Origin of the sequence: Enterococcus sp. AZ163, from assembly GCF_050498925.1 — a bacterium.
In the GTDB taxonomy this organism is placed as follows: Bacteria; Bacillota; Bacilli; order Lactobacillales; family Enterococcaceae; genus Enterococcus_A; species Enterococcus_A ferrettii.
On sequence record NZ_JBIPAO010000001.1, the window covers coordinates 321,598 to 343,125 of the forward strand.

20 protein-coding genes are annotated in these 21,528 nt (G+C 39.3%); 2 read left to right on the forward strand and 18 right to left on the reverse strand.

What is annotated here, in order from left to right:
• Window positions 1–82 precede the first annotated feature (82 nt).
• From msrB to IGI46_RS01730, 8 genes are all read right to left on the reverse strand, one after another.
• Entirely contained in the window at window positions 83–511 is a 429-nt protein-coding gene (gene msrB / locus IGI46_RS01695) for a peptide-methionine (R)-S-oxide reductase MsrB (RefSeq protein WP_429964580.1), read from the reverse strand.
• A 62-nt stretch (window positions 512–573) separates the two neighbouring features.
• Entirely contained in the window at window positions 574–1,131 is a 558-nt protein-coding gene (locus IGI46_RS01700; RefSeq protein WP_207701569.1) for a Maf family protein, read from the reverse strand.
• A gap of 14 nt (window positions 1,132–1,145) precedes the next feature.
• Window positions 1,146–3,182 carry a DNA mismatch repair endonuclease MutL gene (gene mutL, locus IGI46_RS01705; RefSeq protein WP_429964582.1) on the reverse strand — a complete coding sequence of 679 codons (2,037 nt, stop codon included), beginning with the start codon at window positions 3,180–3,182 and terminating at the stop codon, window positions 1,146–1,148.
• Between the two features lie 18 nt (window positions 3,183–3,200).
• Window positions 3,201–5,756, reverse strand: coding sequence for a DNA mismatch repair protein MutS (gene mutS, locus IGI46_RS01710; RefSeq protein WP_429964583.1), 2,556 nt, complete (start codon window positions 5,754–5,756; stop codon window positions 3,201–3,203).
• Window positions 5,756–6,118 (reverse strand): YlbF family regulator, encoded by a 363-nt coding sequence (locus IGI46_RS01715; protein ID WP_207701609.1) that lies wholly within the window; start codon window positions 6,116–6,118, stop codon window positions 5,756–5,758. Before IGI46_RS01715 ends, mutS begins: the two co-directional genes overlap by 1 nt.
• Window positions 6,119–6,131: 13 nt before the next feature.
• Complete coding sequence (locus tag IGI46_RS01720; RefSeq protein WP_429964584.1) at window positions 6,132–6,926, reverse strand: TIGR00282 family metallophosphoesterase; 795 nt, start codon at window positions 6,924–6,926, stop codon at window positions 6,132–6,134.
• A 170-nt stretch (window positions 6,927–7,096) separates the two neighbouring features.
• Window positions 7,097–8,593 carry a DUF805 domain-containing protein gene (locus IGI46_RS01725; protein WP_429964585.1) on the reverse strand — a complete coding sequence of 499 codons (1,497 nt, stop codon included), beginning with the start codon at window positions 8,591–8,593 and terminating at the stop codon, window positions 7,097–7,099.
• Between the two features lie 437 nt (window positions 8,594–9,030).
• On the reverse strand, window positions 9,031–9,810 hold the full coding sequence (locus IGI46_RS01730) for a Cof-type HAD-IIB family hydrolase (RefSeq protein ID WP_429964586.1): 780 nt from the start codon (window positions 9,808–9,810) through the stop codon (window positions 9,031–9,033).
• A 377-nt stretch (window positions 9,811–10,187) separates the two neighbouring features.
• On the opposite strand from IGI46_RS01730, the gene rpsD reads away from it, so the two are divergent.
• Complete coding sequence (rpsD, locus tag IGI46_RS01735; RefSeq protein ID WP_429964587.1) at window positions 10,188–10,799, forward strand: 30S ribosomal protein S4; 612 nt, start codon at window positions 10,188–10,190, stop codon at window positions 10,797–10,799.
• A gap of 503 nt (window positions 10,800–11,302) precedes the next feature.
• The gene (locus IGI46_RS01740) at window positions 11,303–11,845 is read left to right on the forward strand and encodes a biotin transporter BioY (protein ID WP_207701576.1); all 543 of its coding nucleotides are present in this window, start codon (window positions 11,303–11,305) and stop codon (window positions 11,843–11,845) included.
• 36 nt (window positions 11,846–11,881) lie between these two features.
• On the opposite strand, the gene IGI46_RS01745 is transcribed toward IGI46_RS01740, so the two are convergent.
• The 10 genes from IGI46_RS01745 to IGI46_RS01790 all read right to left on the reverse strand — a co-directional run bounded on the left by IGI46_RS01745 (window position 11,882) and on the right by IGI46_RS01790 (window position 21,442).
• Entirely contained in the window at window positions 11,882–12,667 is a 786-nt protein-coding gene (locus IGI46_RS01745) for an SAM-dependent methyltransferase (RefSeq protein WP_429972689.1), read from the reverse strand.
• Between the two features lie 136 nt (window positions 12,668–12,803).
• Complete coding sequence (locus IGI46_RS01750; protein WP_429964589.1) at window positions 12,804–14,018, reverse strand: ABC transporter permease; 1,215 nt, start codon at window positions 14,016–14,018, stop codon at window positions 12,804–12,806.
• The gene (locus IGI46_RS01755; protein ID WP_207701579.1) at window positions 14,008–14,694 is read right to left on the reverse strand and encodes an ABC transporter ATP-binding protein; all 687 of its coding nucleotides are present in this window, start codon (window positions 14,692–14,694) and stop codon (window positions 14,008–14,010) included. Before IGI46_RS01755 ends, IGI46_RS01750 begins: the two co-directional genes overlap by 11 nt.
• On the reverse strand, window positions 14,691–15,512 hold the full coding sequence (locus IGI46_RS01760; protein ID WP_429964590.1) for an efflux RND transporter periplasmic adaptor subunit: 822 nt from the start codon (window positions 15,510–15,512) through the stop codon (window positions 14,691–14,693). Before IGI46_RS01760 ends, IGI46_RS01755 begins: the two co-directional genes overlap by 4 nt.
• A 121-nt stretch (window positions 15,513–15,633) precedes the next feature.
• Window positions 15,634–16,404, reverse strand: coding sequence for a hypothetical protein (locus tag IGI46_RS01765; RefSeq protein WP_429964591.1), 771 nt, complete (start codon window positions 16,402–16,404; stop codon window positions 15,634–15,636).
• 459 nt (window positions 16,405–16,863) lie between these two features.
• A complete protein-coding gene (locus tag IGI46_RS01770) occupies window positions 16,864–17,697 on the reverse strand; it encodes a CPBP family intramembrane glutamic endopeptidase (RefSeq protein ID WP_429972690.1) in 834 nt (277 codons plus the stop codon).
• A 540-nt stretch (window positions 17,698–18,237) separates the two neighbouring features.
• Window positions 18,238–19,137, reverse strand: a complete 900-nt coding sequence (locus tag IGI46_RS01775) for a ketose-bisphosphate aldolase (protein WP_429964594.1) — start codon at window positions 19,135–19,137, stop codon at window positions 18,238–18,240.
• 15 nt (window positions 19,138–19,152) lie between these two features.
• On the reverse strand, window positions 19,153–20,007 hold the full coding sequence (locus tag IGI46_RS01780) for a class II fructose-bisphosphate aldolase (protein ID WP_429964595.1): 855 nt from the start codon (window positions 20,005–20,007) through the stop codon (window positions 19,153–19,155).
• An 18-nt stretch (window positions 20,008–20,025) separates the two neighbouring features.
• Window positions 20,026–21,108 carry a PTS fructose transporter subunit IIC gene (locus IGI46_RS01785; protein ID WP_429964596.1) on the reverse strand — a complete coding sequence of 361 codons (1,083 nt, stop codon included), beginning with the start codon at window positions 21,106–21,108 and terminating at the stop codon, window positions 20,026–20,028.
• A gap of 19 nt (window positions 21,109–21,127) precedes the next feature.
• On the reverse strand, window positions 21,128–21,442 hold the full coding sequence (locus tag IGI46_RS01790; protein WP_429964597.1) for a PTS fructose transporter subunit IIB: 315 nt from the start codon (window positions 21,440–21,442) through the stop codon (window positions 21,128–21,130).
• Window positions 21,443–21,528: the final 86 nt, after the last annotated feature.

A 21,528-nucleotide genomic window follows, 5' to 3' on the forward strand; every position in this document is an offset into this window, starting at 1 on the left:
TTTTCCTTTCTGCACATATGTTCTCATTATTTTAGCACAAATGAGCGAGACAAAAAAGACCGGGTACACTTAACCCAGTCTTTTATTCTACATCATTTTTATATTCGCCATAACCCTGTGTATCCATTTCCTCAAAAGGAATAAATCGCAAAGCGGCGGAATTAATACAGTAGCGCAAGCCGCCTTTATCTTCAGGACCATCAGTAAAAACGTGGCCCAAATGTGAATCAGCTTCTTTACTACGAACTTCTACCCTATGCATTCCGTGGGAAAAGTCAGCATTTTCTTTAACGCCGCGTTTTTCTAATGGTTTAGAAAAAGCTGGCCAGCCGCAGCCCGCATCGTATTTATCGCTTGATGAAAAAAGTGGTTCACCACTAACAATATCGACGTAAATTCCTTTTTTATAGAAATTGTCATACTTTCCAGTGAAAGGTCGTTCAGTAGCATTTTCCTGTGTAACAGCATATTCTACCTGCGAAAGTTTTTTCTTGATATCTTCTTGTTCCATCTTTCATCACGCTCCTCTACATACATAATAAGAGCAATAGCTGAAAAAGACGAACTCTTTGCTTAAAAAGAGAAGCTTTTTAACATTTGGTTTACTTTTCCCACTGGGAAACCAACAATGCTGTAGTAGTCACCTTCAATTTTTTCAACAAATACCCCTGCTTGGTGTTGAATACCATAAGCCCCAGCTTTATCCTTATAATCACCAGTATTCAAATAGTTCTCGATTTCTTCAACGCTTAAAGAATAGAATGTAACTGTCGCAGAGGTCAAGGCTTCCTCCACGTGATTACCTTGCCTTAAAACCACAGCCGTATAAACCTTGTGACTACTACCATTCATAGATTCCAGCATTTCATATGCTTCCTGACGATTCTTAGGCTTACCCAAAATTTTGTCCTCTAATACAACAATAGTATCAGAAGCAATGATCAAATCTTGGGGATTGCATCCAGCAATGGCTGCTGCTTTTTGTCGAGCCATTTCCTGCACATATTCCTTAGGTGTATGCCCTGATTTGATTTCCTCATCAACATTAGCGGGCTGTACAGTAAACTCCGGGATCAACCAAGCCAGCAATTCTTTTCGTCGAGGTGATTGCGAAGCCAATATAACTGCCATGTCAGTTCCTCCTATTAATGCGGATCTTGAATTCGTTTAAATAAATGCTCCATATCACTGTTACTGAAGTGAATCAATACAGGTCGACCATGAGGACAATTAAAAGGATTTTCGCATTTAGCTAAATCAGTCAGTAGCACTCGAGCCTGCGCTTCATTCAAATGATGATTCGCTTTAATAGATCGCTTGCAGCTCATCATAATAGCCGTTGCTTCACGAAACTTCTTCACGCTAACCGAACCAGTAACTAAAAGCATATCGATCATTTCACGGATAATGCTCTCTTCTTGTCCTGCTGGATACCAGGTTGGGTGAGCTCGTACGATAAAGCTGTTTGGTCCAAATTCTTCTAAATAAATACCAACCTCTTCAAGCAAAGTCTTTTGTTCCTTCAGCTTGATACCATCGTTGCTAGGATAATCTAAAACAAAAGGTACAAGCATCTCTTGTAAATCATTGGAAACATCTCCGATTTTCTCCCTGAAATATTCATACTTAATTCGCTCCTGAGCCGCATGCTGGTCAACAATGTACAATCCATCTTTGCTTTGAGCAAACAAATAGGTCCCATGCATTTGGCCGAAATATTCCAGCATTGGAAATCGTTCCTTGGGCTTTTCATGCGTCAATTTATTTATTGCTTTCTCAACTTCACGTTCGCCAGTCAGGGTACTTAAATCAAATTCTGGATGCTCCATTGTTTCGTGTAACTCTTCTGCTTCATCGTCAGCCACTAACTCTGCTGGAGCCCCCAAAGCTTCATTAGTAACGGAATCCTCTAGAATCATTTCGCTCTCAGCTTCAGGTGTTGAAGAACTTGCTAAGGATTCCTCAATAATTGAAATTGGGGGTCTATCGGCTGGTTCAATTATTTTTTTTCCATTTACTGAGGCAGTTTCATTTTCTTCTCGCGGATCAATATAGAAACGACCAGTTTCTGGATTAAAAGTCAATCCGCTATTTTTACCAGTCGGTTGCTCCAAAGCCAGATCCAATTGTTCGGTCTTAGCTGTTTCTACTTTGCGTTTAAAGCTGGGCGATTCGCTAGCATCAGGAATCAAATTCACTTGACGTAAGCTGTCGGCAATAGTTTGACTGATTAATGCCATCAGTTCTTTTTCTTTTGATAAACGAACTTCTTGCTTAGTAGGATGGACATTCACATCCACTAACAAAGGGTCCATTTCAATTTCGATTATCGCGATGGGAAAACGTCCTACCATCAATTTTGATTGATAGCCATTCACAATAGCTTTGTTCAAGGCAAAGTTTTTAATATAGCGTCCATTAATAATAATTGAAAGGTAGTTTCGACTGGCACGCGTGACCTCTGGAAGAGAGATGTAACCCTTTAAAGCAAAGTCTAAATCCTGGGCTGTAATTTCCAACATTTTTTTTGCCATTACAATTCCGTAAATACCTGCAATCGCCTGCTTTAAATCACCGTTACCACTGGTAGCCAGCATTTTATGTCCATCATGAACAAGGCGAAAGGCAACTTTCGGATGGCTTAAAGCCATGCGATTTACAATGTCACCAACATTCGCTAATTCTGTTTGCAAACTCTTGACATATTTCAGACGAGCTGGAGTATTAAAGAACAAATTTTCAACAGTAATTTTTGTTCCAACTCGTAAAGCAGTTGGACGATTTTCTTCAATCTTGCCACCTTTTAGATGCAAGTACGAACCTTGACTTTCTTCAGAAGTAGCCGTTTCAATGGTTAATTCTGAGACAGACGCGATTGAAGGTAAGGCCTCACCACGGAACCCTAACGTACGAATACGAAAAAGGTCATCCCGATTATGAATCTTACTGGTTGCATGGCGCTTAAAGGCATTCTCAACATCGTCTTGGGCGATCCCTTCACCATTATCAACCACTTGAATTTTTTTCAAACCAGCTTCTTCAATTAATATATCGATTTGAGTTGCATGGGCATCGATGGCATTTTCCACTAACTCTTTTACCACTGACGCCGGCCGCTCAACTACTTCACCAGCGGCGATCTGATTGGCTAGACGCTCGGATAATTCTTGGATTTTCCCCATCGTATCTCTCCTCGTTAATTAAATATATTTTTGCAACTCATATAACAAGTTTAGTGCATCCATTGGAGTCATTTCTAGTAAATTGATTTTCTTCAAACGATCAATTACTCCTAACTCGGCTGTTGAAACTTCATTAAACAAGGACAATTGCTCATTATCTTCTTTGACTATTTCAGCCTGAGGTGCCGGACTATCTGATTCTAGTGCGGTTAGAATAGTAGCTGCTCGTGAAAGTAAATCCGTTGGCATACCCGCAATCTTCGCTACATGAATCCCATAACTTTTATCTGCTGGACCGTCCATTAATTTATGCAAAAAGACCACTTCGCCATTTTGCTCAACAGCACCAACATGAACATTTTTAAGTTCTGGCAACTGTTCTTCCAACACTGTTAACTCATGATAGTGAGTGGAGAATAGAGTTTTAGCTTTTACGGTTTTATGAATGTATTCAATAATCGCTTGAGCTAAGGCCATTCCATCATAAGTAGCTGTTCCTCGTCCTAATTCATCAAAGAGAATTAAGCTGTTTGGTGTCGCGTGGCGCAGGGCTTGGTTGGCTTCCATCATTTCTACCATAAAAGTAGATTGTCCCGCAATTAAATCATCACTAGCACCTATCCGGGTAAAGATTTGATCAAAAACCGGCATTTCAGCACTTTCAGCCGGCACAAAGCATCCCATTTGAGTCATAATAACCATTAAAGCTAATTGACGCATGTAAGTGCTTTTTCCTGACATATTAGGCCCAGTAATTAACAAAATCATTTCATCTGAATTCATGTGAACACTATTAGGAATATATTCCTGATGTCCTAAAACCTTCTCCACAACTGGATGTCGACCTTCTTTGATTTGCAGATCATGACTATTAGCTTTAATCTCGGGTTGGATGTATTGATAGCGTTCACTGACTGTGGCAAAACTCTGCAGTACATCTGTGGAACTTAAGCTTTTTGCCAGCTTCTGCAATCGAGTGATAGCTTTCTTCACTTCATCCCGTACAGAAAGAAATAGGTTGTACTCTAGAGCGACCGATTTTTCTTCTGCCTCCAAAATCAAAGTTTCTAATTTTTTTAATTCTGGAGTGACAAAGCGTTCCGCATTAGTTAAGGTTTGTTTACGCTCGTACTTGCCTTCTTCCAAATTCGCCAAGTTCGCTTTAGTAATTTCTATATAATATCCAAATACACGATTATAGCCAACCTTCAAAGTCTTAATGCCGGTTGCTGCTCGTTCTCTTGCTTCTAACTCTGCCAGCCAAGTCTTCCCGTTCCTCATCGCTTCGCGGTATTCATCCAGCTGTTCATTGTAACCATCTTTAATAACGTTACCTTCTGTTATTTGCAGCGGAGCATCTTCATTAATTGCTAAATCAATTAATTCAACAAGGTCGTTCATGGGTTCCATGTCAACTAATAGATCGTTCCATTCCCCTTGATTGATTCCTTGCAGCAGTTCCCGAATGCGCGGAACCTGAGCCAGTGACGTTTTCAGTTGGATTAAGTCACGACCGTTGACATTCCCAAAGGCAACTCGGCCAGCCAAACGCTCCAGATCATAGACTCTCGTCAAAGTTTCATTCAAATCCATTCGCTCAAAGTAGGCGTTCAGCAAAGAAGAAACCATTCTTTGGCGAGCCTGGATTTGTCGCTTTTGGATCAGTGGACGATCAATCCATTGCTTTAATAACCGGCCACCCATTGCGGTTTTAGTTTCATCCAGCAACCATAGTAAAGTTCCTTGTTTTTTTCCGGTTCGAATAGAACGAGTCAGCTCCAAGTTGGTTTTCGAAAAATAATCCAGCTTTAAGAAATGCTCCGGCTGGTATTCTTCAGCCTTTTGAATATGTCCTAAGCTACGTTTTTGCGTGACTGCTAAATAAGTTAACAGTTTACCTGTTGCTTCTCTTTCTAAAGGGTGCTCAATGTCAGTTGTTAAAAAACTAAACTCCGCATTGTCTTCAATTGTTTCTTGGATTGAGAAGACTAACCCTAAACGTTCACCTAAATTCTTTTGCAGTTCGGAAGGAATTTCACTTCCTAAAATCAATTCTTTGGTTTGCAAAGCTGTAGCTTCATTCATCACTGCCTCTTCATCCTGAAGCAGAGCAGTTTTTAACTCCCCGGTTGAAAGATCGGCGTAGGCAAAACCAAATTGTTGTCCGGATTGAACAACAGCTGTTAAGAAGTTATTGGCCTTAGCATCAATTCCCTTGCCTTCCATCAAAGTTCCTGGTGTAATTAGTTGAACTACTTCTCGTTTCACCATACCTTTGGCTTCTTTAGGATCTTCCATCTGTTCACAAATCGCAACCTTGTAGCCTTGTTCCACCAGAGTATCGATATAGCCTTGAGCCGAGTGATGCGGAACCCCACACATTGGGATTGGATCATCCGCATTGCGATTACGACTTGTTAAGGTCAGCTCTAATAACTGAGCTACCTGAACCGCGTCTTCGTAAAACAATTCATAAAAATCGCCTAAGCGATAAAATAAGAAAGCATCTTTATATTGATTCTTGATGGCTAAATATTGCTCCATCATAGGGGTGTTTTTGGTTTTCTGAGGCATCATTGTTCCTCCTCTAGTGCTTGATTAATTTCGGTTTGAATCATTGATGTTAGATGATGCAATAGATCATTTGCTTCTCCTAATTGTTCACGATAAGCTGTTACTAACGGATGCTGATTTAACTGATTAGTTAAGGTATCTGCCTTTTTCAACGCTTCTTTTTCAGCAAGTGGTTTGCCATAATGAGCAAACTGCACAGCATCCTTTTGTGCTTGCTGAATTTCTTCTTGTAACGTATGTAAAGACGTATTCTCGTCTATCCGACCTTTAATCGTCTGATAGCGTTGAATCACGTCGTTTTCAGCTAAGAGCTCTGTTACATTGTTTAATTCTTTTTTAATTTCAGTTTCGTTTTCTAAAATGGTGAATCACTCCTTATTCACGAAACGGACGATCCTCACTAATCTGAACTGCTTCAATCTTTTGGGCCAATCCTTGTTTGTCCAGATCGATTACACAAGCAGACAGCAGTGAACGTCCACTTTCTATTACTTCAAAACGCTGCGGCAAAGCTGTTAAGAATTTCTCCATCACAGGCTCTTTTCTCATTCCTAAGATACCATCGTAGGGGCCGGTCATACCTACATCAGTCAAATAAGCAGTCCCCTTAGGCAAAATGCGCGAGTCATTGGTTTGAACATGAGTGTGAGTCCCCACAACCGCTGATACCCGACCATCTAAATACCACCCCATGGCTTGTTTTTCACTGGTTGTTTCCCCATGAAAATCAACAAAAATAAACGGTGTACGTAATCGAGCCTCAGCAATCAGCTGGTCAGCCTTGCGGAATGGATCATCCAAATCTACCATAAATGAACGAGCCTGCAAATTAATGATCGCAATTTCTTCATTATTTATTTTGACGAAGACCATTCCTTGTCCTGCAGTTCCTTCTGGAAAATTCGCTGGCCGCACCATTTTTTTTGCATCTTGAATAAAATCAAAGATTGCTTTATTGTCCCAGGTATGATTGCCCATCGTGACAATGTCTACACCATCTTGCAAAAAGCCTTTATAAATCTTCTCAGTAATCCCGCGACCAGCAGCTGCATTTTCACCGTTAACAATGGTCAATTGCGGATGATATTTCTTTTTTAACCGCGGCAAATAATCACTGATCATCTTTCGACCTAACGAGCCAACAACATCCCCTACAAATAATAACCGCACACTTTTTCCCCTTCTCTAGTTAACATCTTGTACTATTATAGTAGTTTTTTTGCAGAATTGCGAATCTATCTTGACATACAGAACCGATATTTTATTTCTAATTTTCGAAAGATAGTTCAGTCTTAAAAAAGAAGAACTAGAACCCTATAATAGAATTCTAGCTCCTTCACTTATTCTACATTTGTTTCTGTTAAAGTAATTCGTTCATCGATTTTCCGGTTGGTTGTGTGCTTTTTATTGGATTGTACCGTAACGGATACTACAAAATGCAGAACTAAGAGTAATACAGGCCATAGAACAAAAGTGCATAACGTTGGAAATAAATTGCTTGCAAGGTCTGCAAAAAACGGTGAAGTATAAAGTTGACTCATACATTTTGCACCAAATCCGTAAATAGCTGTGTGGAACTCACCTACTGCATACATTGCTCCGTAGAATGTTATCCAGATCAATTTGAAAAATGATAAAGTGTATTCGAAATTTCTAGTAATGTTACTTTTCAAAAGCATTTGATACGTTTTCTTATCCAAAAATAAAACGACTAGAGTAATGATCAATGAAAATGTCGCGTTACCAATATACATGGATACTAAGCCTAGACAAGCGCAAAATAAAACAATCTGCTCTGTCGAAATTTGAAAAGACCGGAAACTACCTACAATATTTAACACTAATTGCAGCAGAAACAGCAGTAAAGCACTCGCATAGGTTATCAAGGCTACGAAAAAACAGATATCCGCACTGATATCATCCATTCCTCCAAAACCAATTCCTAAAAAAATAGCACTCAAACAAAAGAAAATAGCATAAAATGCTGCATTTAAATAGCGCCCCATTTCCAATCTCCTTGATATTTCAACTAGTACTCCCGATTTCTTTTTAGTTCGAATACCCGAACCTTCCGCCGTTTTTTTCTTTTGGGCAGAATGAAATTGAGTTTTCGGTTTTACTTTTTTTTCTAACTCCATTTTTTTCAATGACTCTTCTGGTTTTATTGGTTCCACCTGCTTTACTGATTTTTTTTTTGCTATTTTCTCCAAACTGATATTATCCGGTTTAGCACGCTTTTCCCTAAAGAAAAAGCGTGCTGCTGAGTTGTTGCTAGCAGTTGCTAACTGATTGGTTGGTAGTAATGTAAAGACAATCAAAATTAAAGTTAAACAGCCGTTAAGTAGCATACAAAGACCGATAATCAGTTCTCCTTGTGAGGACATTCCAATGATTGTTTTTTGAAGATGCAGTGCGTATTGCAAAACCAATAACAAAACAATCGTTATATAATAGGCAGCAAATCCTCGTCCCCTCAGTCCCACATCTCGCATCCTGCGGCACAACAATGCCATCGAGGGCAGGAATAACCCCAGCCAGATTAAACAGTAAAATACAATAATCGGCAGTACACGTAAAAGCGAGGTTAGGATTTCTTTGTTAAGTGTCCTTTGATCGAGATAGCCGTATCTAAAAAGCATTGCTGCATCCCACATGACTGGAATATCAGCTTGAAATAGAATCGCGAAAAAAATCAGATGGAAAAATCCGATTACTAGCTTCACCCACCAATACCCTGCTCTGGTAGAATGCCCTTTAAAATCAGCATATCCCTGGAAATAATCCATTAGCGCTCGGATAAAATTCACTTGACCTGGTTTTTGGTTTATTTTACGCATTTTTCTCACCCTTTCTTGATTGCACTCGTTTAACTTGCTCTTTATCCGTATAACAAAAATAGCTGCTTTAGTTAAAAATGGTAGCACTGCAACTGTTTAGCCATCTTCTAAGTAGCAAAAGAGGCTTTTATCGTTCCATAGCAACTATCGTTTGTAATCTTTTTCTCATTATTCTAATCAAAATTAAGAAATCGTTTTTGCTGCCCAAAACCAAAAACACATTTTTAATCTATTGTATATAATAACAATAAAATTAAACTCAGATAGATTAAAAAGAATAAAGATATTATTAGAAAAACCTTTTATAAACACACTTAATATGCTATCAGCTATGAGTTTTTTTTACAAGCTTTTATAGACAAAGAACGTTTTAAATAACACTTATTTAAATAAAATGCAAAAAAAAACCGGCCATCAGCCGGTCTAACCTATTTTTTTTAGTGTACCAATTCTAATTTTCGTAAAGCGTTGTAAATACCATCATGATCATTTGTATCTGTTACAAGATTCGCTGCTTTCTGTACGTGAGCAGCTGCATTCCCCATTGCAACACCGGTACCTGCTAAACGCAACATTTCAACATCGTTATTCCCGTCACCAAAAGTGATTACATTTTCAGCTTTAATACCTACTTTTTGAGCTAAGGCTGAAATAGTTTGTGCTTTAGACCCGTAACGTGGAACGATATCTACACTGTTTGAGTGCCAACGAACAAAGCGAAATTCTGGAAAAGCTGTTGAAAATTCCTCATCCATTGTAGTGTCAAAAAAGGCACAGCCTTGATAAACTTCATGGCGACTCAAAAAATTTGGTGAGAAATTAGGCATCATACCACCGAAAGAACTCATAGCGTCTGCAACTAATGGGACATCAAAATCTGTCACTCGACCAATTGAATCTAAACTAAACAAAGAAATATCTTTCTTGCGTTCTTTAGCAAATTCGATTAATCGAACTAATGCTTCACGATCCAAAAGGTGCCTGTAAATCTGCTCATGATCTAAAAATGCAGCTGATCCATTGCATACGATGTAGTTGGTACAGCCCAGCTGATGAATTACCTCTCCAGCCAATAAACGTGAACGCCCAGTTGCTATAATAACCAAGTGTCCTGCTTTACGAAGAGTTTTTAACGCCCTCATCGTGCTTTCCAACGGTTTTCTTTGACTGTTTAACAATGTACCATCAATGTCTAGTGCAATTAGTTTTCTTTCCATTCCACTTCTCCATATTATGTATTTGCCTTCTATTAGTAACTACGCATGTATGCCTATTCTAGTGAAAGTTTGTGAAATATGCAAAGTAATTTGGTGAAAAAGCAATGAAAACCTAAAATTGTTACGGAATTTTAAAAAGATACTTAGGGATAACGCCTTAATTCTGACTTGACTTACCTTATTAAAATCAGTTATACTGAATTTTGTGTAAAATAATGCAGCAGAAAAATAATAGCCCGTCACCAGTTCGTTGCCTTAAATAGGTTCAATTGCGTAACCGCGGCTGCAAAGGTGAAGATTGAAGAACGAACTACACGGATGTGAATTTTTCAACGGATTATTTTACTCCAAATATAATTTATTGGAGGAATTTTTAAATGTCTCGTTATACAGGACCATCATGGAAACAATCTCGTCGTCTTGGTATTTCTCTATCAGGAACAGGCAAAGAATTAGCACGTCGCCCATATGCACCAGGTCAACATGGACCAAACAGCCGTGGAAAAAAATCTGAATACGGCTTGCAAATGGCTGAAAAACAAAAACTACGTTTCACTTATGGGTTAAATGAACGTCAATTCCGTAACATGTTCGTACGCGCTAGCAAAATCAAAGAAGGTAAACACGGTGTTAACTTCATGATCTTACTAGAACGTCGTTTGGACAATGTTGTTTATCGTTTAGGTTTGGCTTCAACTCGTCGCCAAGCTCGTCAATTAGTTAACCACGGCCACGTAATGGTTGATGGCAAACGTGTTGACATCCCTTCATACGAAGTAGAAGTTGGTCAAGTAATCTCTATCCGTGAAAAATCTCGCAACATGGTTACTGTTAAGGCTGCTGTTGAATCAGCTTTAGGCCGTCCATCTTTCGTAAGCTTTGATGATGAAAAATTAGAAGGTTCATTAACTCGTTTACCAGAACGTGACGAATTGAACCCAGATATCGACGAAGCTCTAGTCGTTGAATACTACAACAAATTACTGTAAGATTTTTACAGTTTGCTCAAAACTCTTTGTGGGTTTTGAGCTTTTTTATTTTCTAAAAAAATCAACTCTTTTCTGTTAATGCTATTTCTTCATTGTGATTTGCTGTGTAGCGGTCTACGGTACCCCTAGATAAATACTGACTAACTCTATCTGTTCTGCTAAAGCCTCGTTATGAATTAATCCATATACCATTGTACTCATCATTTTAACTTTCTCCAACATCGCAAAGTTTTGAAAGAGATTATCCCTCATTGCATGTTCTCAGCTTTTACCAGTGAGTTTATTTAAAATATTTTCAAGCACAATTTTCTGATAATTGTTCCTTCAGTTTTGAACATACATTACACCAATTGTGTTTAAATACTTACTGATTTTAACCGGTTGATTTTCCACGACAATTCTTTTTTTCAATTGTACCAAATTTTTCCTTTACATTTTGCCGAACCCTCGGTATACTTTCGTTAACCATAATAAGATTACAAGTTAACGAAAGAAGGTATATAATGAAATTATCTAGTCGTGAAATGGTTTTAGCTGGAATGTTCGCTGCTGCCATTGGAGTATTATCACAATTTACCATTCCGTTTGGTCCGATCCCCTTAACCTTGCAAACTTTTGCAGTCGGTTTTGTAGTCACAATATTGGGGAAGAAAACAGGAACCTTAGCTATTCTAATTTATTTGTTGATGGGTTTCATTGGGCTGCCGGTTTTTGCTGGGGGCAGCGCTGGAATTGGGGTAGTTTTTGGTCCTACTGGCGGCTTTTTAGTTGGATTCATTTTTAATGGATTGATCACTGGATGGATGATTGAAAAGACTTCTTCCAATTATTTCTGGTCAATTTTAGCGAATATTTTAGGAGCTTTCGTCACCTTATTTTTCGGGGCCTTATGGCTAAAATTTGGTGCCAGCATGTCTTGGCCTAGTGCTTTCTCTGTAGGAATGATTCCTTTCTTGATTCCAGGATTAATTAAGGCTGTGGCAGCCGGATACTTAGGCCACCTGATTTCTCAACGGCTACCTCGCTCATTTTCTTACTCCAAATAAATAGGATACGGCTATAATAGGCCGTATCCCATTTTTCTACTCTGCCTGCAGCAGCCATGTAGCTCCTACGACATCTGTTGCAATATCTTCTGTTTCATTCTCCTGACTTTGGACATAGGACATGAAAAGTTTTCGCTTCTCAGGTAATTTCCAGCTCAGTTCTTCGGCACGTTTTCGAATGGACTGATTGTTGCGATCATTCATTTCTTTTTCATTATCTGTATCAACAACCTGCATGGCTACCACCTTGAATCCTGCCTGTCGGAATGTCTCTTTCCATTGGACTAAAGTCAGGTATTCGTAGTTTTGGTAACGAATATTTTCAGCATTTCCAACTGAATATCCGTCGTCAATCAAAAGAAAGCCTTGATCCTTAATCACTCTTTTTAATTGTTGAAGCATGACTAATGGTTCACCGAGTACATCACCAACAGCACCAAAGACAGCTATGTCGTAGTCTCGCTCATTCTTCACTACTTCATTTAAATCGCCCACAGTGAATTCACAGCGGTCAGCTACTTGATACTCTGCTGCTTTCTCTTTCGCATCCTTAACAAACTCCGGCAACAAGTCAATCCCCTTTACCTGAAGATTCAAGGCCTCAGCTAAAGTAATCGCTACTGCACCTTTGCCACAGCCGAGGTCAATAACTTTTGTTTGAGGTGTGGTTCTAATATTCTCTTCGATTAAGGCTTGCATGATGCCCGGAACACTGCCCAACTCCCATAAATCCTGCAATAAATAGCCTAGATAAGGCAAGAGATCAGTTGTTTCAGCAGTTAACGAGCTGGCTAATTTTTCGTCTACATCCTGTTCTTTCATTTGTTTTTCCTCCAATTTTTTATTTTTTTGAAATTATTGCTGGAGGATCACGAGCTGCTGGTTAGTTGGGGGCTCGACAAAACATCCACTTCACCTTCCTTTTTTATTTTTAGTACAGCTTATCGGTTTCTTACATTTAACGCAACAAGGAAACAATATCTTTGCTGGCAGCGCTTTTCGCTGGAAGCCAACTGAAAATAATCCCAATTATCACTGACAAACCAAAGGCCAATAAAACAGTAAATAAATCTGGCTGAACACTTAACGGCGTGAACAAGCTGATTAAGTAAGAAAATACCATTCCTAATAGATACCCAATCGTTCCGCCAATTAAAGTTAAAGAAATCCCTTCTAATAAAAATTGCATCATAATATTGCCTTTTGTGCTCCCCATCGCTCGTCGAACGCCAATTTCTTTGGTCCGTTCTGAAACGGAGATATAAATCATGTTCATCACTCCGATACCGGAAATGAAGAGCGATATCCCGCCGACCACTGAAATTAGTAAAGTGATACTCGTTAGCAACGTACGCAATGTGTCTACCTGTCCGGCTAAATCCTGACTAGTATAGCTGCCTAAATCCTTTTGTGATCCGTACTTTTTCAACATTGTTTCTGTCTCTTTGGTCACCGTTTCTACATTAGCAGCAGGGGTCATTTTAACCTGTACCATCGATCGATCTTCTATATCAAAGTATTTTTGATACACATTTTCTGGTATTTCTGCCACCACGTTGTCTTCTTCAGTTGAGATAATACCATTGCTCTCTCGTTCCGGCATGATTCCTACTACTTCAAATAGATGTCCACCAATTTGAACAGACTGACCAATTAAGGCAGCTGGCTCTTCTTGATTAATCGCTTCAGCAGCTACTTCATCAATTACTACTACGGAATTTTCATTAATGTCGTCGCTAGCTTGAATCGCTCGCCCATAGAGAACCGCTGTTCCTTGATCCTTCAACAACTTGAAACAGCTCCAGCGTTTGTCATTCACTGCATCATCAATTGTCTGTTCACCATATTTCACTCCATTTCGCTGCCCCGTGTAATATGTTGCATTCTCTACACCGGGTAACGCTTCAATACGAGTGATATCTTCCTCTGTGAATCCGTCTAGATGATTTGCGGCAAAAGCTTCATCAGTTGGACTAAAGGTTAGCCCCACACTGCCGTCAAATTGATCCAATCCAATAAATTCAGAAGCATAATTTTCAAAAGCTCGCCCAATTGAAAAGACAGTAATTACAGCTGAGACGCCGATGACCAAACCGATCATTGTTAAAAAGCTGCGACGTTTATTTTTACCAATGGCTTTCAATGAGGTTTTCCATACTTCGCTAAACCGCATGGGCCACACCCTCTTCCAAAATTTCGCCGTCTTTTACAGTAATCACTCGCTGACAGTAAGCTGCGGCATCTGGATCGTGAGTTACCATTAAGATTGTTACTTTTTCCTCTTCATTCAGATGTTTGAATAAGTGCATAATTTCTTCAGAAGTATGGCTGTCTAAAGCACCCGTCGGTTCGTCCGCAACAATAAATTTCGGATTGCCGACAATCGCACGGGCAATCGCTACTCGCTGCTGTTGACCTCCTGAAAGCTGCTTTGGTAATTTATTGTATTTATCCGCAATCCCGACTTTTTTCAACGCCTCCATTACCAGTGGCTTAGTTTGTCGTGATTTCATCCCACCGTATAATAGAGGCAAGGCGACATTTTCCATAACTGTATTGTTTTCAATTAGTTGAAAAGCCTGAAAAACGAAACCTACCGACTTATTTCGTAAGGCTGATAATCGTTCATCTTTGTAGCGATAGGCATTTTCGTCATTAAAAGTGTAACTTCCTTCAAAATCACCATCTAAAAAGCTGATAGTGTTAATCAAAGTGGACTTACCTGAGCCAGATGGACCCATAACAGCGACAAATTCGTGTTCATCAATCGTTAAAGAGATGTTTTTTAATACGTGGATTTTTTCTTGGTCAGCCGTGTAAAATTTGTTGATATCCTTCATGACAATCATTGAACAGTCACATCCATCCCATCCTTGATGTTGGTTGCATCCTTAACAATTTTTTCGTCGACATTGATCCCTGATTGCAAAATATAATAACCATTTCCCTTGACCGCTGTAATTGATTTCTCTACTGCCTTACCATCTTTCACACTATAAACACGGTAACTACCATCTTTTTCAACAACACTTTTTATTGGTAAATGCAATTCATTTCTCGGAATCAGCAATTCTACTGAATAACCCACTGGAATCGTTTCATCGGGAACTGCCGAGAAGTTATAAGTTACAATTGAAGTAGTCGTTTCATCAGAAGGTTCATTGTTAATTTCAGCAATATTCGTCACGCGTCCAGTTACAATACGATCATTGTTAGTACATTGAATTTCAATTGGCTCATTCAAAGCAACTTTTTCCTTATCGTATTCGGTAACTGTTCCCTTGATAGCTGATTCTTCGCTTTTTAAAACCATCAAAGATTGCTGAGGATCATTTTTAGCATCTTCATTAATAGAAGTGACAACAGAATCATATGCTGCTCGGATTTGTTCGCCCCATTCGTAAGTCACCAAAATTGTTCCTTTCAAGACGTGATCCCCTTCATTGACGTGAATAGTACGAACTTTCCCTTTATCTTCCGCAATCAGCACTGTTTGTTTTTTTGTTGGCTGAACTTGACCTTTTAAATGTAGAGGTGTTTGTTTTTCTACCTTGTACAGTTCAACATATTTAGTATCTTCATTGGCCTTTGCTTGCGTACTTTGATACAAAAAGAAACTGCTCCCTGCTAATAAAACAACACCTAATCCAATCAATAGTTTCTTCATTCTTATCCTCCTCTAATTTTCTGTTAAGAAAATTGTAAGATGAAATGTGATTCCATGCGTCATGCGCAAGTATAAGATTTTTGTAGGACTTTAGGAGGAGGCATTTATTTTGCTTAACTATCTAGCTAAAAAACATTTTTGCTGAATATTCTCTTGATCGTTGATCTCGAATTTCATGAATCTTTGCGGCGATTACTGTATCGCCAGCATGATAGTCTCGGTGGACCTCTGCCGAAAGAGTCAACAAATTCTGTTCATAATCCGTTCCGTTTTCTGACACAAATATTAAATGATGAATCGCCAAATTTCCGTTACTAGCTGGAATGCGCTGGTTATAGCGATTATTTTGTGCAAGATCTTCACCACTAATCTGACAATAAAAGCGGTCACGACAGGCAATTCTATAGGGGAGGCTAGCCATATGCCGCTTGGTGAACGTGGTCTTAGAATAATTACGGGAACAGCTGTCTTTGCAGAAAGAACGACGTCCCTTAGGCAAATCCGATCCACACCATTTGCAGCTATTAGAAGATTTCCGCAAATCACAATGGTTGTAGCCTAACGGTTCGCCAAATTGCTGCTCATAAGCTGCTAAGCTGAGCCAGCTCCGTTGAAATCCTGCATCCGTTTTTCGTAACTGACTACCTTGGCCTTTATACTGATATTTTTCTGGTAAAGTTTGTATCACGTTCATAAGCTGCTGTTTTTCAGATTTCGAAACTTGTTTGCTGACTATTAATTTTTGCAAAGTAGAGTCATTTATTTCGTAAACTGTCTGGCAACGAAAACAGAGACAGAGATTGCTTTGTCTGTTATTGCTCAAGAGAATGTCTAATCGACGTTGACAGTTTGGACAGTAGGCTCCAATCGGTTTGATTCGTTTATAGGTCATAATAGCTCCTTTACAATACAATTGATTCACGCTATTCTAGCATAAAATAAGATGGGAATGATTGATTTAACCTATGAAAAGTGACTACCATTTTTGTAATTCTTACCCCCCTTGCTGTAGAAAAGCTTGCAAACTAGTAAAAAGCATCGGATTTAGCTTTTTTCTATAAGACAGTCAATAACTGCTTCAGCTGTTGAGAAAATCCAGATTCAACTTTATTGCCGAGGCAATCGCGAAGCTTGTGATAAAAACAAAAAAATCATTACCTTTCTGCAAAATTACAAAATAGGAGAAACAATTATAGCTAGAGGAAATCAATAGCGAATTGCATCGTTAGCTGAACTTTTTAACCGAGAAATGTTTTACTATCTAGGGAAAACAGGTCCCTAATTTCTACTATCGAATTTCATAATAAAAACCCGCAGAAATCTTATCTGCGAGCCGGTTTGATGTTTTCCTTTACATTGCTGGTTGAAAATATTTCAGCTTGTTGGCTCTTTGAGCATAGCCTAACAGCAACAGGCTCAAAAGCGTTAAAATAATCGTACAAGAAAGTGATCCTTCTGCTCCAAATACACCACCGGTTATTAAGGTATTATTGCTAACAATGTTTGTTACGAAATACCCATCACTGGTAGTCCCGCTGACTGGAATTCCCATGATGGCTCCTTGTACCCAGTTCCACGTAATATGAACACCTACAGCCGTATAGATGCTGTTAGTCGCAAACATCGTTGCCCCCATAAAAATACCTGCCAGAAAAATATTAAGCAATGACAATACGGTAACTCCTGGATTAGCTAAATGCAACAAAGAAAAAATCGCAGCTGATAAAGCCAGTGCCTTAAAAGGACCAAATCGCAGGAAACGGTGCAGTAGAAAGCCCCGACACAAAAATTCTTCTGAAAAGCCAACCGCGATAAACATCAGAAAATCCAAAGCAATATCTTTAGTGGAGTAACTGCCAGTTTTCAATGAATAGGCGCCGGTTAAATATAGCGGAGCACATACAATCAGAAAAGCGATAATCCCAATTGCTAAACCTAGTAACAACTTAGGCATATCACTTTTTCTCCACTCAATCCCATAATCACTTAGCGATTCTCGTTGGATTTTGCTTGCTAGAAAAATACCTAAAATACAGATAGTAATCTGTACAAGCAAGCCAATCGTGTAGCGAATAAACACGTTAAAGTCTCCCAAAACACTTGTAACAAGACTGCTAAAAACCATGCCTCCAATAAAAAATATGAAAACGCTAAGGATAGCACCGATAGATTTTAAAATTTTCATTCGTACACTCCTTCATTTTTTACTATTTCTCATTGTAGCATGTTTTTAAGTCTACATCTTTTGTATTTTCAGGAAAAACATGAGAACAGCAGTGTTAATCTAGCTCTTGTTTCACCAGCTGCAATGCCCCATTCATCCCCTCATTTCAAGTATGCCCCACTTTACAATATATTCTTCAACTTTCCTAATTATCACGTATCCATTCAATATCTCAAAAATTGTTGATTAATTTTTGTCAGTAAGTATCTTCCGCATATCTTTTAGCAAAAAAAGGACTCATTTCTAGATGACTCTTGCCTTTAAAAACTTTTTGCTCAATTCTTACATTGCCACCAGTCCCTACCGTTAATATAGATACAACTTTAATTCACTTAACCTGCTCCTTACTCGATTCATCATAGACTGCATTACGGTAGTCAGCCAGGCTACTATGATTTCATAACGTCACTTCAAAACACCTAAACTTGTTAGGTTAAATACTGCCATTCATCATTTTTTATCCCCTCAAAAAAACCAAGGACTGCTCCTTGGCTTTGTTTTTTATGCTTGGCCTTGTCTCCAAGGTTGAATATTTTTATCTCGGTACACCTTGGCTTGTCCAATTGAATTAAACAATTCCATTTTTTGTTTAACGACTGCTTTCGCTGCATCAATGCATTCTGGATAAATTGCATTTGCATCCCATAATTCCGTAGTCGAAAGAATTTCACGACATTTTTTGTAGAAGGCATATTTATAATCAGAAGAGATATTGACCTTTTGTATGCCAATTTGCACTGCTTTGGCAATCTCTTCATCTGGGTTGGCTGAGCCACCGTGCAATACTAAGGGAATATCTACACGATTTTTGATGTCTTCTAAAACATCCATTTTCAACTTAGGCTTAATATCTTTCGGATAAATTCCATGAGCTGTTCCGATTGCTACAGCCAAAGTATCAATCCCGGTTTTTTCAATAAATTCTTCCGCATCTTCTGGTTTAGTGTAAATGACTTCAGACACGCCGCCTTCGATAGTTGTTCCAGTATTACCAATTGTTCCTAGTTCACCCTCTACGGACACACCAATCTTGTGACAAACCTCTACAACTTCTTTTGTAATAGTAATATTTTCTTCAAATGGCAGCAACGAACCGTCAATCATAACCGAGCTGAAACCACAGTGAATAGCTCGCATAATACTTGCTAAACTATCGCCATGATCCATATGGATGACAAAAGGTACGGAACTATTTTTTGCTCGTGATACGGCATACTGGAAAAACTCATCTTTGGTAAAATCCAACTCAGTAGGATGCACCGCAATGATTGCTGGCGCATCATTTTCTTCAGCGGCTTCGATTACAACTCTCAAAAAGTTGCTGTCCGCAACGTTGAAGGCACCGACGGCAAATTTTTCCTCTTTAGCAATTTCCAGCATTTGATTCATATTGATTAACATTTGGCATAGACTCCTCTATAGTGATTTATTTTTAGAACCCGAAAGTTCTATATACTGTTTAACTACTGCTTGTCCGGCAGCCATCGTATGATGGACTAAGGTTGGATAATCGATTTCTGGGTTATTAGCCAGCTGCTCTCTAACATCCTGCAGTTGTCCCTTCATAAAGTCGGAACCAACATTGATTTTATTAATACCCAGTTCGATCGATTTCAAAATATTTTCGGTGCCGGCACCCGAACCACCATGAAGAACCAGCGGCAGATTAGTCGCAGATTTGATCTTATCAACAATGTCAAAACGGAATTCTGGAACGTAGCCTTCCGGATAATTTCCGTGGCTGGAGCCATAAGATAGTGCAAGGCAATCCACTCCCGTTTCCTTAATAAAACGAATGGCCTCGTCAGGATTGGTATACATTTCATCATTGGTAAAATGGTCGCCGGCCACAGCTCCCATATCGCCGACCTCTGCTTCAACACTAGCATTGTATACCTCGGCCAATTCTACTATCGCTTTGGTAATGCGAATATTTTCATCTAATGGATACATGGAAGCGTCCATCATGACACTGGAAAAACCTTCATGAAGACATTGCTTCACAAATGCAACATCCTGTCCATGATCCAAATTGATCGCTACCTCTACTTTGGCATTATTAGCCATACGAATGATCGGCTGTGTCAAATAGCGCTGATCCAGATGCTCCTTCAAATGGTCCTGTAGCAGGTCAATAATGATTGGTGCATGCAGCTCTTCGGCGGCTTCAATCACCGCTTTGGCTGTTTCTAGATTGAAGCAATTAATAGCCAAAACAGCATATTTCTCTCGATTGGCTTTTTGCAGCATTTCCTTCATTGAGACATACATAGGTTTTGATCCCCTTTTTTAGCTTAATTTAATAGAAGAAAAATCAACATCTTCCTCTTCTTCATCAACTACACGTGTTTCGACTGGCTCTTTCTTTAAGACAAACAGCAGGATACCGGTAACCGCCGAACCGATTAATAACGCTAAGGTAAATTTTAATGGATCAGTCATAGCTGGAATAATGAATACCCCACCAGATGGAACGGGTGAGCCAACACCCCAGCTCATACTTAGTCCGCCGCCGATGGCTGCCCCAGCGACACAGGATACAATTACTCGAATTGGATCAACCGCTGCAATAGGAATAACCCCTTCAGTGATCATACATAAGCCCATTGGGAAGGCAATTTTTATATTGTCTTGTTCTTCTTTAGAATATTTTGGTTTGCGGAACACTCGAGATAAGACCCAAGAAATCGTTACACCAAATGGCGGTACCATCGAAGCTAACACCTTCACCGCTTCCGGCTCTTGAATACCTTCCAGCAACATACCGTCCGCAAATAAAGAAGCTACTTTATTTACTGGACCCCCAAAGTCAAAGGCAGCCATTCCACCGACAATAGAACCAAACAAAAATTTACCAGAGCCTTGTAACCCAACTAAGAATTCAGTCAATGCTTCTGTTGCCCAAACAATTGGTACACCAATGACAAAGAACATTAATAATCCGATAATTAAGGTAGATAATAGCGGAACAATCATCATTGGCATCAAACCTTGTGCCCAAACTGGAACCTTTAGATTTTTGACCAAAAACAGTACGAAGAAACCAACTAGGTAACCGCCTAACATTCCACCCAAGAAGCCAGCACCAATGGAATTAGCAATTAATCCCATAAACAATCCAGGTCCAATTCCTGGACGATCGGCGATGGAGTAAGCAATCGCTCCTGAGATAACCGGAGCCAGCAGACCCATGCCTAAAACCCCCAGTGAAACTAGTGCATCAGGTACAGAATAAGCAGTCTTGTAGTTTTCAATCACCGCTCCACCGGTTAAATTCCCGATAGCAATCAACAACCCCGCTGTGACAACGACAGGCAACATGTAGGAAATTGCCGTTAACGCATGTTTCTTTAGTTGAAGCTTTTTCATCATTTTTTTGTCCCCCTTATTTTTATGCCTTCATTACTTCCTCTTCAATCTTGTTAATCAAACCTTTTGGTGCTTTGATTACCATGCTGGTAGGTATGTCAACAATCGTTTTACCGGTAAAACGATCTCTTCCTCCAATCTTGATATCAGCGGCAATAATTACAACATCAGCTTCTCTGATTTCCTGAGCAGTCAGTTCATCCTCCGTTCCAATTGTTCCTTGCGTTTCGATGTGTATTTGGTGTCCTAAACTCTTAGCGGCCGTTTCCAATTTCTTCTTAGCAATGTACGTATGGGCAATCCCCGAAGTACAAGCAGCTACTCCAACAATTTTCATAATAAAAATTCCTCCTTTTTATTAGCGACTTGCAGAACCAAAGATAATAATCAGATTTCCCTATTGACTATTCGAGTTTTTCCTAT